The organism is Janthinobacterium sp. CG_23.4, from assembly GCF_029892305.1.
Lineage (GTDB): Bacteria > Pseudomonadota > Gammaproteobacteria > Burkholderiales > Burkholderiaceae_D > Janthinobacterium > Janthinobacterium lividum_D.
Map to the genome: position 1 here is coordinate 1,200,688 of NZ_JARXUX010000001.1, position 15,237 is coordinate 1,215,924.

11 protein-coding genes and 1 pseudogene are annotated in these 15,237 nt (G+C 61.5%); 5 read left to right on the plus strand and 7 right to left on the minus strand.

The genetic code is table 11. From position 1 onward, the window contains the following. Positions 1–289: 289 nt before the first annotated feature. Positions 290–1,543 carry an NADP-dependent isocitrate dehydrogenase gene (gene icd / locus H4V96_RS05300; protein ID WP_010395940.1) on the plus strand — a complete coding sequence of 418 codons (1,254 nt, stop codon included), beginning with the start codon at positions 290–292 and terminating at the stop codon, positions 1,541–1,543. Between the two features lie 92 nt (positions 1,544–1,635). Here icd and H4V96_RS05305 read toward each other — a convergent pair whose 3' ends face one another. Beyond that, on the minus strand, positions 1,636–1,839 hold the full coding sequence (locus tag H4V96_RS05305) for a cold-shock protein (protein ID WP_010395943.1): 204 nt from the start codon (positions 1,837–1,839) through the stop codon (positions 1,636–1,638). Next, positions 1,820–2,128 (minus strand): hypothetical protein, encoded by a 309-nt coding sequence (locus H4V96_RS05310; RefSeq protein WP_142303304.1) that lies wholly within the window; start codon positions 2,126–2,128, stop codon positions 1,820–1,822. The genes H4V96_RS05305 and H4V96_RS05310 overlap by 20 nt, the downstream gene beginning before the upstream one ends. Before the next feature lie 32 nt (positions 2,129–2,160). Between H4V96_RS05310 and clpS the strand changes: the two genes are divergently transcribed. The 3 genes from clpS (at position 2,161) to H4V96_RS05325 (ending at position 8,413) form a co-directional block, all read left to right on the plus strand. Further along, positions 2,161–2,463 (plus strand): ATP-dependent Clp protease adapter ClpS, encoded by a 303-nt coding sequence (clpS, locus tag H4V96_RS05315; RefSeq protein WP_010395945.1) that lies wholly within the window; start codon positions 2,161–2,163, stop codon positions 2,461–2,463. Then, a complete protein-coding gene (gene clpA / locus H4V96_RS05320; RefSeq protein WP_010395947.1) occupies positions 2,460–4,760 on the plus strand; it encodes an ATP-dependent Clp protease ATP-binding subunit ClpA in 2,301 nt (766 codons plus the stop codon). Before clpS ends, clpA begins: the two co-directional genes overlap by 4 nt. Positions 4,761–5,056: 296 nt before the next feature. Then, positions 5,057–8,413 (plus strand): S41 family peptidase, encoded by a 3,357-nt coding sequence (locus H4V96_RS05325; RefSeq protein WP_196856944.1) that lies wholly within the window; start codon positions 5,057–5,059, stop codon positions 8,411–8,413. A 4-nt stretch (positions 8,414–8,417) separates the two neighbouring features. Here H4V96_RS05325 and H4V96_RS22475 read toward each other — a convergent pair whose 3' ends face one another. The 5 genes and pseudogenes from H4V96_RS22475 to prpR form a co-directional block, all read right to left on the minus strand. After that, positions 8,418–8,525 (minus strand): hypothetical protein, encoded by a 108-nt coding sequence (locus H4V96_RS22475; protein WP_334686059.1) that lies wholly within the window; start codon positions 8,523–8,525, stop codon positions 8,418–8,420. Positions 8,526–8,761: 236 nt separating this feature from the next. After that, positions 8,762–9,052: pseudogene (locus H4V96_RS05330) on the minus strand (response regulator); the annotation flags it as partial. Further along, entirely contained in the window at positions 9,043–9,357 is a 315-nt protein-coding gene (locus tag H4V96_RS05335; protein ID WP_196856943.1) for a hypothetical protein, read from the minus strand. The pseudogene H4V96_RS05330 and the gene H4V96_RS05335, both read right to left, overlap by 10 nt. A gap of 88 nt (positions 9,358–9,445) precedes the next feature. After that, a complete protein-coding gene (locus tag H4V96_RS05340; RefSeq protein ID WP_196856942.1) occupies positions 9,446–9,685 on the minus strand; it encodes a hypothetical protein in 240 nt (79 codons plus the stop codon). Positions 9,686–9,707: 22 nt separating this feature from the next. Beyond that, positions 9,708–11,333, minus strand: a complete 1,626-nt coding sequence (gene prpR, locus H4V96_RS05345) for a propionate catabolism operon regulatory protein PrpR (protein ID WP_070345571.1) — start codon at positions 11,331–11,333, stop codon at positions 9,708–9,710. A 207-nt stretch (positions 11,334–11,540) separates the two neighbouring features. Between prpR and H4V96_RS05350 the strand changes: the two genes are divergently transcribed. Further along, positions 11,541–15,200, plus strand: coding sequence for a bifunctional diguanylate cyclase/phosphodiesterase (locus tag H4V96_RS05350; protein WP_280720743.1), 3,660 nt, complete (start codon positions 11,541–11,543; stop codon positions 15,198–15,200). Positions 15,201–15,237 lie beyond the last annotated feature (37 nt).

Below are 15,237 nucleotides of genomic sequence, written 5' to 3' on the forward strand. Positions count from 1 at the left end.
AACAATGGTGGCCGCAGGATGGCGCCGTAAAAGTGTGGCGCCATGTAAGATACTGGTACATAATGTGAAACGCTAGTCTTATATCTTATAGAAGACCTGATGCCAGTGTGGCGATACGGTCCTCTGGCGCTGCATGCTGCAGTGTGAAGCAGATGGCCCGGCCATTCTTTCCCTGCTAGAGTGCGCTGTTGCCGCCATGTTCGGACTTGTTTTTGTAAACTCTGCAACCGCAGAGCGCGTCGCCGGCCAGTGTTGCCCGCCAGCGGTGTGTCCCACTTCGGAGATCACGATGTATCAACATATCACTGTACCTGCTGACGGCAAAAAAATCACCGTCAATGCCGATTTTTCGCTGAATGTACCAGATAATCCCATCATTTCCTTCATTGAGGGCGATGGCACGGGCGTCGATATCAGCCCGGTCATGCTCAAGGTGATCGACGCTGCCGTGGCCAAGGCCTACGGCGGCGCTCGCAAGATCAGCTGGATGGAAATCTACGCAGGCGAAAAAGCGACGAATGTGTACGGCCCCGATGTGTGGCTGCCGGAAGAAACGTTGGCCGCGCTGAAAGATTACGTCGTCTCCATCAAGGGTCCGCTGACTACGCCCGTCGGTGGCGGCATCCGCTCGCTGAACGTAGCCCTGCGCCAGCAGCTGGACCTGTATGTCTGTCTGCGCCCCGTGCGCTACTTCACGGGCGTGCCGTCGCCCGTGAAAGAGCCGGAAAAGACCGACATGGTGATTTTCCGCGAAAATTCGGAAGACATTTACGCGGGCATCGAATACCAGCAAGGCTCGCCCGAAGCCAAGAAATTGATGGATTTCCTGATCAATGAAATGGGCGTGACCAAGATACGCTTCCCGGCCACCTCGGGCCTGGGCATCAAGCCCGTGTCCATTGAAGGCACGCAGCGCCTGGTGCGCAAGGCCATCCAGTACGCGATCGACAATGACAAGCCATCCGTGACGATCGTACACAAAGGCAACATCATGAAGTACACGGAAGGCGGCTTCCGCGACTGGGCGTATGCGCTGGCGCAAAAGGAATTCGGCGCCGAACTGATCGATGGCGGTCCCTGGTGCAAGTTCAAGAGTCCGAAGACGGGCCGCGACATCATCGTCAAGGATTCCATCGCTGATGCGTTCCTGCAACAAATATTGCTGCGTCCAGCCGAATACAGCGTCATCGCCACCTTGAATCTGAACGGCGATTACATTTCCGACGCGTTGGCGGCGCAAGTGGGTGGCATCGGCATTGCGCCGGGCGCCAACCTGTCCGATTCCGTCGCCATGTTTGAAGCGACGCACGGTACGGCGCCCAAGTATGCGGGCAAGGATTACGTGAACCCCGGTTCCCTGATCCTGTCGGCAGAAATGATGCTGCGCCATATGGGTTGGCTGGAAGCGGCCGATCTGATCATTGCGTCGATGCAGAAATCGATAGCCTCGAAGCGCGTCACCTATGATTTTGCCCGCCTGATGGAAGGCGCGACGCAAGTGTCGTGCTCGGGTTTCGGCAAGGTGATGATCGAGCACATGTAACTGGCGCGCCAGGGCAGGGTGCTGCGCACCTTGCAGGCGAAAAAAAACCCCGTCGGACAACGGGGTTTTTCACATCTGAGGGCCGGCGGTGCTTAGGCTGCTTGGATGTTGGAAGCTTGCTTGCCTTTAGGGCCTTGCGTGACTTCGAATTGAACTTTTTGACCTTCTTTGAGGGTCTTGAAACCGTTCATGTTGATTGCGGAGAAATGCGCAAACAAATCTTCGCCGCCGTCATCTGGGGTGATGAAGCCAAAACCTTTGGAATCATTGAACCACTTAACTGTACCTGTTGCCATAAAAAGAACTTTCAAAATTAAAACAAATCACACGAGCCATAAAAGCAAGAAGCTTCTTGCCCCCTCCTCGACGTCTCATTCTTATCAAGCTGTACATTACTGCAACAGTCGATACAGCATTGTTGGCGGAATAAATAATGAAGTCAAGCGCTTTTCCATCGATATTGCCAAATTCTTCACAACAACCAAAAAAAGCAACTCTTGATTTTGACGGCAAGGTCGCCATCTGCGCAGTATTAAGAAAACGCGTAAGATTGAGAACAATTGGAAAGGCGCAGATATTGCGCATGACAACCACTGTGAAAGCATTAGAATAAGCGTATGGCAACCAAGCACGACACAGAAACCCTGCTGGAGCGGCAAGTGCTGAAGCCGCCACCGCTCTACCAGGTAGCCTTGCTCAATGACGACTACACCCCGATGGAGTTTGTGGTGGCCGTGATTCAGGAGTATTTCAACAAGGACCGTGAAACGGCGACGCAAATCATGCTCAGTGTTCATCGCTACGGCAAAGGAGTGTGCGGCGTGTTCTCTAAAGATATAGCGTGTACCAAAGTGGAGTTCGTTTTAACGCATGCGCGCAAGGCGGGGCATCCCCTGCAGTGCGTGATGGAGGAAGTATGATTGCGCAGGAATTAGAAGTAAGTTTGCACATGGCGTTTGTCGAAGCTCGGCAGGCACGGCACGAATTCATCACGGTTGAGCATTTATTGCTGGCACTGCTGGACAATCCCTCTGCTGCCGAGGTGTTGCGTGCCTGCGCGGTCAATATTGAAGACCTGCGCAAGACGCTCGCCAATTTCATCGGCGACAACACGCCGACTGTGCCTGGCACGGGCGAAGTTGACACCCAGCCGACGCTTGGCTTCCAGCGCGTGATCCAGCGTGCGATCATGCACGTCCAGTCCGCCTCGAATGGCAAGAAGGAAGTTACTGGCGCCAATGTGCTGGTAGCCATCTTCGGCGAAAAGGATTCGCATGCTGTCTATTACCTGCACCAGCAGGGCGTGACACGTCTCGATGTGGTCAATTTCATTTCGCACGGCGTGCGCAAGGACCAGTCGACGGAAAGCGCAAAAGCCTCCGAAGGGGTGGAAGAAGCGCCTGCCGATGGCCAGCCGAAGGAAAGCCCGCTCGACCAGTTCACGCAAAACCTGAACAAGGCCGCCGCCGAAGGCAAAATAGACCCACTGATCGGGCGCGAGGAAGAAGTCGACCGTGTGATCCAGATCCTGTGCCGTCGCCGCAAGAACAATCCGCTGCTGGTCGGCGAGGCGGGCGTGGGCAAGACCGCCATCGCCGAAGGCCTCGCTTATCGCATCACGCAAAACGATGTGCCGGAAATCTTGCAAAATGCCGTCGTGTATTCGCTGGACATGGGCGCCTTGCTGGCCGGTACCAAATACCGTGGTGACTTCGAGCAGCGTCTGAAAGCCGTGCTGAAACAGCTGAAGGACAATCCGAACGGCATCCTGTTCATCGACGAAATCCACACCATCATCGGTGCCGGTTCGGCTTCGGGCGGTACGCTGGACGCCTCCAACCTGTTGAAGCCGGCACTGGCGAATGGCCAGCTCAAATGCATAGGCGCGACCACGTACACGGAATTTCGCGGCGTGTTTGAGAAAGATCATGCCTTGAGCCGGCGGTTCCAGAAAGTGGATGTCAACGAGCCGACCGTCGAGCAAACCGTGCAGATCTTGCGCGGTCTCAAGTCGCGCTTCGAAGAGCACCATGGCGTGAAATACACGGCGTCGGCCCTGACGACGGCGGCCGAACTGGCGGCGCGCTTCATCAACGACCGCCATTTGCCCGACAAGGCGATCGACGTCATCGATGAAGCCGGCGCAGCGCAGCGCATCTTGCCGAAATCGAAGCAAAAGAAAACCATCGGCAAGGCCGAGATCGAGGACATCATTGCCAAGATCGCGCGCATTCCGCCGCAAACGGTCAACCAGGACGACCGCAGCAAACTGCAGACGATAGACCGCGACTTGCGCAATGTCGTATTCGGACAAGATCCCGCCATCGACGCGCTGGCCTCGGCCATCAAGATGGCGCGCGCTGGCCTGGGCAAGACGGACAAGCCGATCGGCTCTTTCCTGTTCTCCGGTCCGACGGGCGTGGGCAAGACCGAGGTAGCCAAGCAACTGGCGTTCATCCTCGGCATCGAGCTGATCCGTTTCGACATGTCGGAATACATGGAACGCCATGCCGTCAGCCGTTTGATCGGTGCGCCACCGGGCTACGTTGGTTTCGACCAGGGCGGTTTGCTGACGGAAGCGATCACCAAGAAGCCGCATGCGGTCTTGCTGCTCGATGAAATTGAAAAAGCCCATCCGGACATTTTCAATATCCTGTTGCAAGTGATGGACCACGGTACCTTGACCGATAACAATGGCCGCAAAGCCGACTTCCGCAACGTGATCATCATCATGACGACCAATGCGGGTGCGGAAAGCTTGCAGAAGGCCTCGATCGGTTTCACCAATTCCAAGCAGGCAGGCGACGAGATGGCCGACATCAAGCGCATGTTCACGCCGGAATTCCGTAATCGCATCGATGCGACCATCAGCTTCCGCGCGCTGGACCAGGAAATCATCCTGCGCGTGGTCGACAAGTTCCTGATGCAGCTGGAAGAGCAGTTGCACGAGAAAAAGGTCGAAGCCGTGTTCACCGAGAAGCTGCGTGCTTTCCTCGGCAAGAAAGGATTCGACCCGCTGATGGGCGCGCGGCCAATGGCACGCCTGATCCAGGATCTGATCCGCAAGGCCCTGGCAGACGAGCTCTTGTTCGGCCGCCTGGTCACCGGCGGACGTATCACTGTCGACATCGACGACAAGGAGCAGATCTTGCTGGAATTCCCGGAACCGCCCGATGCGGCGCCGACGGCTGCACCGGAAACGGTGGAAGTGGAATAAGAACACCGAACCAAACCTTCTGCGCGTCGCGATTTGCGGCCTCCGATGCTCACTGTGCTCGAGCACAGTTCCGCGTCTCGGCCGTAACTCGCTGCCGCTCGCTACGGTTTTGTTCGGCGTTCAGAGCGTTTCTGCTCTTGTCGAAAAACCCGCCCACGCAAGTGGCGCGGGTTTTTTTACGTTTTTGTGGCCAATAAAGAAGGTTTTCTTCGGTCGTGCTTATGCCAGAATTGCTGTCCGGTATCGACATGATGTCCATGCCACCTTATTGCCCTGACCGCTATCTGGATGCTTGCATGAAAATTTCCCGCACTCTCGCCACCCTCCTGTTTTCCGCTGGTCTGCTCGGCAACGCTGCCGCCGCTCCTGCCAGCAGCTATTTCCGCTTTCCCGCCGTGCGCGGCGACAGCGTCGTCTTCACGGCCGAAGGCGATTTGTGGAAAAGCAGCGTGCATGGCGGCGCGGCGCAGCGCTTGACCACGCATCCCGGCTATGAAACGAATGCGGCAATGTCGCGCGACGGCCTGTGGCTGGCGTTTTCCGCTGCCTACGAAGGGGCGCAGGAAGCCTATGTGATGCCGCTGGCCGGCGGCTTGCCGCGACGTATTTCGTATGACAATGGCGCTGTGCTGGTGCTGGGCTGGACGGCGCAGGGTGAAGTGCTGGTCAGCACGCAAGGCACGGACGGTCCCGCCTCGCGCCGCATCGTCGCCGCCATCGACCCCGTGCAGCAGACGCGACGCGTGTTTCCCGTCGCTGACGCCAACGATGCCGTGCTCGACGACGCGGGCAAGACGCTGTTCTTCACGCGTTTCGGCCTGGCCATGACGAATGACAATGTGCGTAACTACCGGGGCGGCGCGCATGCCACCCTGTGGCGCTATGCGCTCGATGGCAAGGGCGAGGCCGTGCGCATGCATACCGAGCCTGCAGTATTGGCAGGCAACAACAAACGCCCCATGTGGTGGCAGGGTCGTGTGGTCTATATCAGCGACGAGGGCGGCAGCGATAACCTGTGGAGCATGCTGCCCGACGGCTCCGATCGCCGCGCATTGACCAGCCACACGCAGTGGGACGTGCGCAACGCCGCGCTGGGCGATGGCAAGGTCGTCTACCAACTGGGCGCTGATCTGCATGTGCTGGACCTGGCCGCCCCTGCAACAGGCGCCTCGCAGCCGCTGGCCATCAGCCTGCTGTCCGATTTCGACCAGCAACGCGCGCGCCAGATCCGCTCGCCACTCGATACCTTGAGCAATGTCCAGCTATCGGCCAAGGATGAGCGCGTCATCCTCACGGCAAGGGGCCGTGTCAGTATCGCTGGCACGGGCAGCTTGCGCCGCGTCGATATCGCCATTCCCGAAGGAGCGCGGGCGCGCGATGCGGTCTTTTCCAGCGACGAAAAATCCGTCTTCGCCATCGTTGACACGAGCGGGGAAAACGAAATCTGGAAGTACGCCGCCGATGGTACGGGCAAGGGCGAGCAGCTGACGACGCACGGCGACAAGCACCGCTGGAAACTGTATCCGTCGCCGGACGGACGCTGGCTGGCGCACACGGACAAGAAGGGGCGTTTCTGGCTGCTGGACCTGACAAGCAAAGCGAACCAGCTGATCGATGATGCGGGCAAGGCGGGCGTGGACAAGCACGACGCAGTGCAATGGTCATCCGACAGCCGCAACCTGGCCATCGTGCGCGTGGCCAGCAACGAGCAGCGCGAGCAGATCGGCCTGTATAACATTGCGTCGAAGCAGTTACAGTTCGTCACCAGCGACCGTTATACATCGGACTCGCCCGTGTTTTCGCCCGACGGGCGCTGGCTGTATTTCATGTCGGCGCGCAATTTCCAGCTGGCCAACGGGTCGCCGTGGGGTGACCGTAATATGGGCCCCGTGTTCGACAAGCGCATCGGCGTGTATGCGCTGGCGCTGCAGCCGGGCAACCGGTTTCCCTTCCAGCCCGACGATGAGCTGAGCCGCCCCGGCATCAAGCCGGCCGAGACGGATGACGAAAAGGCAGCCGAACTGGCGGCGGAAAAGGCGCTGGAAAAGGTCGCTGGCAAGACGGCCTCGAAGAAAGCGGCGGCCGTGCTTCCGGACGTCGTCTTCAAGGGCCTGGCCGAGCGCCTGTATGAGGTGCCGCTGGCGGCCGGTAATTACAGCGCGCTCGCTGCCGACGACAAGCGCCTGTATTTCCTCGAGCGCGACAGCGGCGAGCACAAGTTCAGTCTGAAGACACTCGCCATCGGCAATACCGGCTCCAAGCCGGAACTGCTGGTGGCCGATGTGCGTGAATTCGACCTGGCCCAGGATAAAAAACATCTGTACTACAGGACAGCAAGCAGCGCGGCCGCCACCGGGCCGGGCGAGATGCTGGTAATCGAGGCGGGGGCCAAGCTGCCGGCCGACCTGTCGAAGGCAAAAGTCAAAGTCGACGATTGGACATTTGTCTCGAATCCGCGCCTGGAATGGAAGCAGATGTTCAACGACGCCTGGCGCTTGCATCGCGACTTCCTGTACGACGCGAAGATGCGCGGCGTCAACTGGACGGCGGCGCGCGACAAATATGCGCCGCTGGTCGAGCGGGTGACGGATCGGGCCGAGCTCAATGACGTGCTGGGCATGATGGTGGCCGAAGTGGGTGCCCTGCATTCGCAGATCCGTCCCGGCGAATTGCGCCGCACGGAACAAGAAGGCACGCCGGCTGGCCTCGGGGCTGTGCTGGTGCGTACCGGCGACGGCTATCAGGTCGAGCATGTCTATCGCAGCGAAGTAGAATTGCCTTCGGCGCGCTCACCCCTGTCGCGCCCCGAGGTAGACGTGAAGGCGGGCGACGTGATCACGGCCGTCAATGGCAAGGACGTGCTGGCCGCGCGCGATATCAGCGACCTGCTGCTGAACCAGGCCGACAAGCAGGTGTTGTTGCAGGTTAAACGTGGCAAGGGCTTGCCGCGCGCCGTCATCGTCACGCCCGTCAACATGGCAAAGCAGACAGCGCTGCGCTATGGCGACTGGGAATTGAGCCGCGCCGAGCAGGTGGCAGCCGCTTCGCAAGGGCGCATCGGCTACCTGCATTTGCGCGCCATGGGCGCCAACGACATCGCCTCGTTCGCGCGCGACTTTTACGCCAACATCAACCGCGAAGGCTTGATCATCGACGTGCGGCGCAATAACGGCGGCAATATCGATAGCTGGATCATCGAAAAACTGCTGCGCAAGGCCTGGGCCTACTGGGCGCCGCCGGGCGTGCAGCCGTCATCGAACATGCAGAACACGTTCCGCGGCCACCTGGTGGTGCTGGTCGATGAACTCACGTATTCGGATGGCGAGACTTTCGCCGCCGGCATCAAGGCATTGAAACTGGCACCGCTGGTGGGTAAGCGCACCGCCGGCGCCGGCGTCTGGCTCAGCGACAATACGCGCCTGCTCGATAACGGCATGGCGCGTGTGGCTGAAAACGGCCAGTTCGGCATCGACGGACAGTGGCTGATTGAAGGCGTGGGCGTGGTGCCGGACGTGGAGGTGGAGAACCCGCCGCACGCCACCTTCCTGGGCGCCGACCGCCAGCTGGAAGTGGCGCTCGACATACTGGCGAAAAAGCTCAGGGAGCAGCCGCGTCCCGCCTTCCAGGCGCAGCCTATCCCCGCCTTGAAGTAAGGAGCTACAGCTTAGTGACGGCCTTGAACTGTTGCGCGCGGCGGCGCGACACCTCGACCACGCTGCCATCGAGCAGGTGCAGGTCGAGGCCATCGGCCGCATTCGGCGCCACTTGCGCCACCTGTGCCAGGTTGACGATCTGGCGAAATGCACGCGCGTGTAGTTACCTTCCGATTCGAGCAGGTGGATATCGTCAAACGCGACGAACCAGCAGCGCTCCCCATCCTTGATGAAAACCTTGCGCGGTGCGGGTAGCGGCACGGCTTGCGCCCGCGCGCCTGCACGCGCCAGCGCCGTGGCCAAGCGCGCAGCCTGCACGGGTTTTTGCAGGTAGTCAAGGGCGCTGACCTCGAATGCCTGCAGCGCGTACTGGTCGAAAGCCGTGCAAAAAATGACGTCGGGCACCGCGTCGAGCGTGGCCAGAAGGTCGAAGCCGGAGCCGCCCGGCATCTGCACGTCGAGCAGCAGTAGATCGGGCTGCAGCTTGCCGATCTGCGCGACGGCGTCGGCCGCGCTGGCCGCCTCGCCCACGATGTCCACGGCGCCCCGCTGCACATGCGGCGCCAGCAGCCGCCGCGGCTCGGCGCGCGCCAGGCGCTCGTCATCGACCAAAAGTACCTTGAGCGGCGCTACGTGCATGCTTGCTCCGGCAAATGGATGGTAGCGTACACCCAGCCCGCCTGCTGGCGTAAATCCAGGCTGGCGCGCTCGCCGCAGGCCAGCTGCAAGCGCTGGCCCGCATTGCGCAGTCCAACGCTGGTGGAGCTGCCGGGTTCGCGCAAGGCGCCCGTGTTAGCGACCTCGATCTGTAGCATGGACGTGCCGTCGCTAGGGCTGGCGCGTCGCGCCGCGATGCGGATATCGCTGCCATCGGGACTCGCCTCCACGCCATATTTGACGGCGTTTTCCACCAGCGTTTGCAAGACCATGGGCGGTATGCGCACCTGTCCGATCCTTGATGAACATCCTACCGGCCCAGACGCCATGCAAGCAGCGCTGCGGGATGAGCGGCGCCAGGGCGGGATGAACGGCTCAGATCCATGCGTCCTGATCCTGGCAGTGCTCGGGAAAATAGAGCGGGTATTGCACCATGCGCGTCGACGGGCCATGGTTGGCAGTGGCGCAATGGGGCAGTGCCTGGTGCCAGATAAGAAAATCGTCCGCGTTGCCTGCGACGGCAACGGGCCGCAAGTCGCTGACGGCCCAGTCGGATGTGCCGCTGTGCCTGTTGCAGCGCGCCCATAAGTCGTGCAAGAAAATCCAGTCGCCCATGGCGCGTGTCGGGGGGCGGGCGTCAGCCTGTACGCAGCCGGCGCCATAGCGTCGTGCGGCTGATGCCCAGGTAGTCGGCCGCGGCATCGCGGCGGCCGCCAAAGCGCGCCAGTACTTCGCTGGCGCTTTCGGGCCGGACAGGTGGTGGTGCCGGCAAGGCGTCGCTGGCCGGCATGCTTGCCGCCTGGGCCGCCTGGGCCAGCTCGGGGGCGACCCCCAGCACGAAGGCCGGCGTCAGCGCCTGCAGTGGTTCGGCGGCCAGGAACAGGGCCAGGCGTTCGGCCAGGTTGCGCAATTCTCGCACGTTGCCGGGCCAGTCGTAGCGGCGTAACAGCGGCGCGCAGGCCTGGATTTCCGCGTGCAGGTTGGGGTGCGGACGGGCGCCCAGCGCAGCCAGTGCGTTTTTCAGCGACCATTCGGCCAGGCCGGCAATGTCGTCGGCGCGTTCGCGCAAGGCGGGCAAATGCAGGCGCAGCACCGCCAGGCGGTAGAACAGGTCGGCGCGGAAACGACCTTCGCGGATGCGTTGCTCTAGGTCGCAGTGGGTGGCGCTGATGATGCGCACACTGATGGCGATGGGCCGCGTGCCGCCCACGCGCACCACTTCGCGCTCTTCCAGTACGCGCAGCAAGCGCGTTTGCAGGGCCAGCGGCATTTCGCCAATTTCATCGAGGAACAGGGTGCCGTGGTTGGCCGCCTCGAACAGGCCTGCATGGCCGCCCCGGCGCGCGCCTGTAAACGCTCCGTCCTCGTGGCCGAACAGCTCCGATTCGAGCAGGGATTCGGCGATGGCGCCGCAATTGATGGCGATGAAGGGCCGGTTCGCACCCAGGCTGCGCGGGCTTTCTCGGTGGATGGCCTGCGCTACCAGTTCCTTGCCGCTACCCGTCTCGCCCTGGATCAACACTGTCGCCGGCGAGCGGGCATACAGCACCACCGACTGGCGCAGCGCTTCCATCGCTTCCGATTCGCCGCGCAAATCATGCAGGCCATGGCGCGCGCGCAAAGTGTCTGCCACTACCGCGCGCCGGCCCCGGTTCGATTCGATCTGGGTCAGGCGCGCCAGTTCCAGCGCATCGTCGAAGGCGCGCCGGATGGCCGTGGCCGAATACACGAAGACGGCGGCCAGTCCGGCCTCTTCGGCCAGGTCGGTGACGAGGCCCGCGCCAACGACGGCCTTGATGCCGGCTGCCTTCAATTCGTTGATCTGCGCGCGCGCGTCTTCCTCGGTGGCATAGGTGCGTTGCGCAATATGCAGGCCGAAGGTGGTGGCAAATTCGGCCAGTTCCGGCATCGGGTCCTGGTAGGTGATAACGCCGATTTGCGGCGAAATGCGCCGTGCGCGCGCCAGCGCCTGCATTACGTCGTAGCCGCTGGCCTTGGCGATAATGACGGGTACCGACAGCCTTCCTTTCAGATAGGCGCCGTTCGAGCCGGCCGCGATGACGGCGTCGCAGCGCTCGGTGGCCATGCGTTCGCGGATATGGCGTACGGCGTCGTCGAAGCCCAGGTTGATCGGTTCGATCGTCGCCAGGTCGTCGTACTCGAGCGTGATGTCGCGGAACAGGTCGAACAAACGCGACACGGAGACGGTCCAGATGACGGGTTTGTCGCGCTGGTCGAGCGGAGGTTGAGGAGGGCGGCGCATGCTTTATTTTAAACGATTTGTTTCATTTTTTTGCCATCGAACGGCTTTGCAACGGGCGTGTTGCAAACAGCCTGTGACGTTTCATATATGGTCCATAATGAATATGGAAAAACCGCCGAAAACTGGTTTATGATCTAGTAGCAGCATGACGCTTGAAAATTTTTCCCAGGCGTATGTTTACTTTGCCTTTAACCATCGATGGCGTCCATGCACCGCGTACCGACCAGTCCCGATTTCATCGCCGAGGCCTTGCAGCTGATCGCCTTGCCTGCCTGCGCCTGCGATGCCAGCGGCATGGTGGTGGCGGTGAATGACGCCTTGAGCGCCTTGCTGGGCAGGGATGTGTCTGGCCGGCTGCTTGTCGAGTGTTTTGCCGAGGCCTACCGCGCGTCGAGTACCAGCATGCTGCGTGGCGCGCTGGGTGTGGCCGGGCGCGAACGGCACTGGGACAGCAGCCTGCAGGGAGCCGATGTCGCCATCGCCGTGCAGGTATGGGCCAAGCCGCTGCCGCTGGGCGAAGGCTTGCCGGGCGCGACGCTGGTGTTTGCCGATATCAGCGTGCAGCAGCGCAACCAGCAAGCCTTGCGCAAGACCTTGCTGGAACAGCAGGCCATCTTGGAAAGCGCGGCCGTGGGCATCGTGTTTTCCAAGGGGGGCTTCATCGAGGAGTGCAATATCCGCGCCGCCGAGATGCTTGGCTATGCGCGTCACCAGTTGACGGGCATGCCAGGCGCGGTGCTGTACCGCTCCGCCGAGCATTGCCGCACCCTGGGGCTGGAAGCGGCGCCGCTGCTCTCGAAAGGTAAGCCCTATCGCACCGAACTGGAATTGCGGCGCCAGGACGGTACGCTGTTTTGGAGCCGCCTGCACGGGCGCGCCGTCGATCCTCTCAATACGCATGACGGCACGGTGTGGATCATCGAAGATATCAGCGACCATCGGCGCGATGAAGACCAGTTGCGCCGTGCCTTGCTGGAAATGCAGGCCGTGATGGACAACGCGCCGCTGGCGATCGGTTTTCAGCGCGACAAGGGCGTGCTGCGTTACAACCGCCGCTTTGCCGAATGCTTTGGCTTTGATGGCGACAGTGGCGTGGGCCTGGCCGTCGCCGACCTGTATCCGTCGCGCGCGGCGTATGAGAACGTGGTGCGGCAGGCGTCGCCACTGCTGCGGCGCGGCCAGCCGTTCCAGGGCGAGATGGAGATGCGCCGCCGCGATGGCTCCACATTCTGGGCGCTGGCGTATGGCTACGTGCTGAACCCGGAGAGCCAGACCGACCGCGGCTTGCGCGACACGATCTGGCTGTTCGACGACCGCAGCGCGCAGAAGGCAGCCGAGGAGGCCACGCGCCAACTGATGCTGGAGCAGCAGGCCATCCTCGACAATGCGTCCGTCGGCATCCTGTTTTCGCGTTCGCGCCTGGTTTTGCGCTGCAATCCCCGCTTCGCCGAAATGTTCGGCTACGCGCAGGAAGAGATGATGGGCTTATCCACCGCCGAGCTGTTTCCCTCACCCGCCGCCTACGAGGAGTTTGGCATGCAGGCCAAGCCCCTGCTGGGACAGGGCTTGCCGTACGAGCAGGATGAAGCGCTGTTCCGCCGCCGCGACGCCAGCCTGTTCTGGTGCCGCATCCGCGCCAAGGCCGTCGACCAGGCGCACAGCGAGCAGGGCACTATCTGGATCATTGAAGACGTCACGGCCAGCCGCCAAGCGCAGATGGAGGTGGCAGCCATCATGACGAATGCATCGGTGAGTATTTTGTTTACCAAGAACCGCCAGATCTCGCGCTATAACCTGGGCTTTGCCGCGATGTTCGGCTACAGCGGCGACGAGGCGCTGGGCTTGCCCGGGCGCGCGCTGTACGTGTCGCAGCAGTCCTACGAGTTGCTGGGCGCGGCAGCCTTCCCCTTCCTGTCGCTGGCCAAGCCGTTCCAGACGGAAGTGGAAATGATGCGCCGTGACGGCAGCACCTTGTGGGCGCAGTTGATCGCCTATGTAGTCAATCCGGACGATCCCGCCGCTGGCACCATCTGGATTATCGAGGACCGCACGGAAGCCAAGCGCGCCGAAGAATCCTTGCGCAATGCGCTGCTGGAAAACCAGGCCATTCTCGATAGCGCCGTGCTTGGCATTTCGATGGTCGAGGGCGGCTACAATTTGCGTGCCAACAGCAAGATGGAAGAACTTTTCGGCTATGCCTCCGGCGAGATCAACGGCCTGTCGGTGCAGGCGCTGTATCCGGACGAGGCCGCGTGGGAAACCGCGCGTGGCGAGACGGCGCGCGATTTCTGCGCGGGCCGCGTGCACATGTCGGAATACCAGCTGGTGCGCAAGGATGGTAGCCGCTTCTGGGCGCGCCTGTCCGGCCGGCCGTTTGACCTGGCGCATGCGCATGGCCGTTCAGTATGGCTGGTTGACGACGTGACGGCGCGCCGCGAGGCGGCCGAGGCGGTGCGCCGTGCGCGCGACGAACTGGAACTGCGCGTGCAGGAGCGCACGGCCGAACTGGCCGGTGCCAATTTGCTGCTGCAAGGAGAGATCGTTGAGCGGCGCCAGGCCGAGGCACGCGTGCTTCACATGGCTTATCACGACAATCTGACCGGTTTGCCGAACCGCGCGCTGCTGTCGGACCGCCTGGAACGGGCCATGCTGGCTGCGCAGCGTTCGGCGCGCAAGCTGGTCGTGATGTTCATTGATCTGGATCGTTTCAAGACCATTAACGATTCGCTGGGCCACATGACGGGCGATTTGCTGCTCAAGGAAGTGGCTGTCCGCCTATGCCACGCGGTACGCGCCAGCGATACGGTGGCGCGCCTGGGCGGCGATGAATTCGTCGTACTCTTGCCAGGCATCCACGACACCGACGAAGCGGCGTGCATGGCCGAGAAGATCATCGAGGCGCTGATGCCCGCCTTTCCGCTCGACGGCCATGTGCTGCACGTGACACCGTCGATCGGCATCTGTATGTATCCGGACGATGGCGGTGATGTCGATACCCTGATGCGCCATGCCGACGCGGCCATGTACCACGCCAAGGGCAATGGGCGTAATAATTACCAGTTTTTCACGCAGACGATGAATCAGACGGCGGCCCTGCACTTCGACCTGGAAAGCAGCTTGCGCACCGCGCTGGCGCAGCAGCAGTTTGAACTGTTTTACCAGCCCATCATCGATATCGCCACGCGCCGCCTGCATAGCATGGAAGTGCTGCTGCGCTGGCGCCGCCCCGGTCACGGCCTGGTGCAGCCAGACCGCTTCATTCCCATCCTGGAGGAAAACGGCTTGATCGTGCCGGTGGGCGAATGGGTCATGCGCCAGGCATGCGAGCAAAGCATGGCCTGGCAGTGCCAGGGTTTGCAGTCAGTGCCCTTGGCGGTGAATCTGTCGCCGCGCCAGTTCATGCACAGGGGCTTGGTGGCGGCCATCGGCGCGGTGGTGCGGGAAACTGGCATCGATCCGGCACTGCTGGAATTCGAGATCACCGAGACGGCGCTGATGCAGCACGGCGAGCATACGCTGGAGATTTTACGGCAGATTAATGGCATGGGGCTGCGCCTGTCGATCGACGATTTCGGCACTGGCTATTCCAGCCTGGCCTACCTGAAGCGCTTCCCGGTGAAAAAGGTCAAGATCGACCGTGCCTTCATCAAGGACCTGGAATACAGCGCGGAAGACCGCGCCATCGTGGCGGCCATCATCGCGCTGGCTGACAGCCTGCAGTTATCGACCGTGGCCGAGGGCGTGGAGACGGAAGAGCAGTTCGCCCTGCTGCAGGCGAACGGCTGCCGTTATGCGCAGGGCTATCTGTTTTCTGCCCCCGTACCGGCAGCCGATGCGCAGCTACTATTGGAGCGACGCAGCGCTTAATTGACGGTGGCCATGACGGGTGCATGGTCGGAAGGCT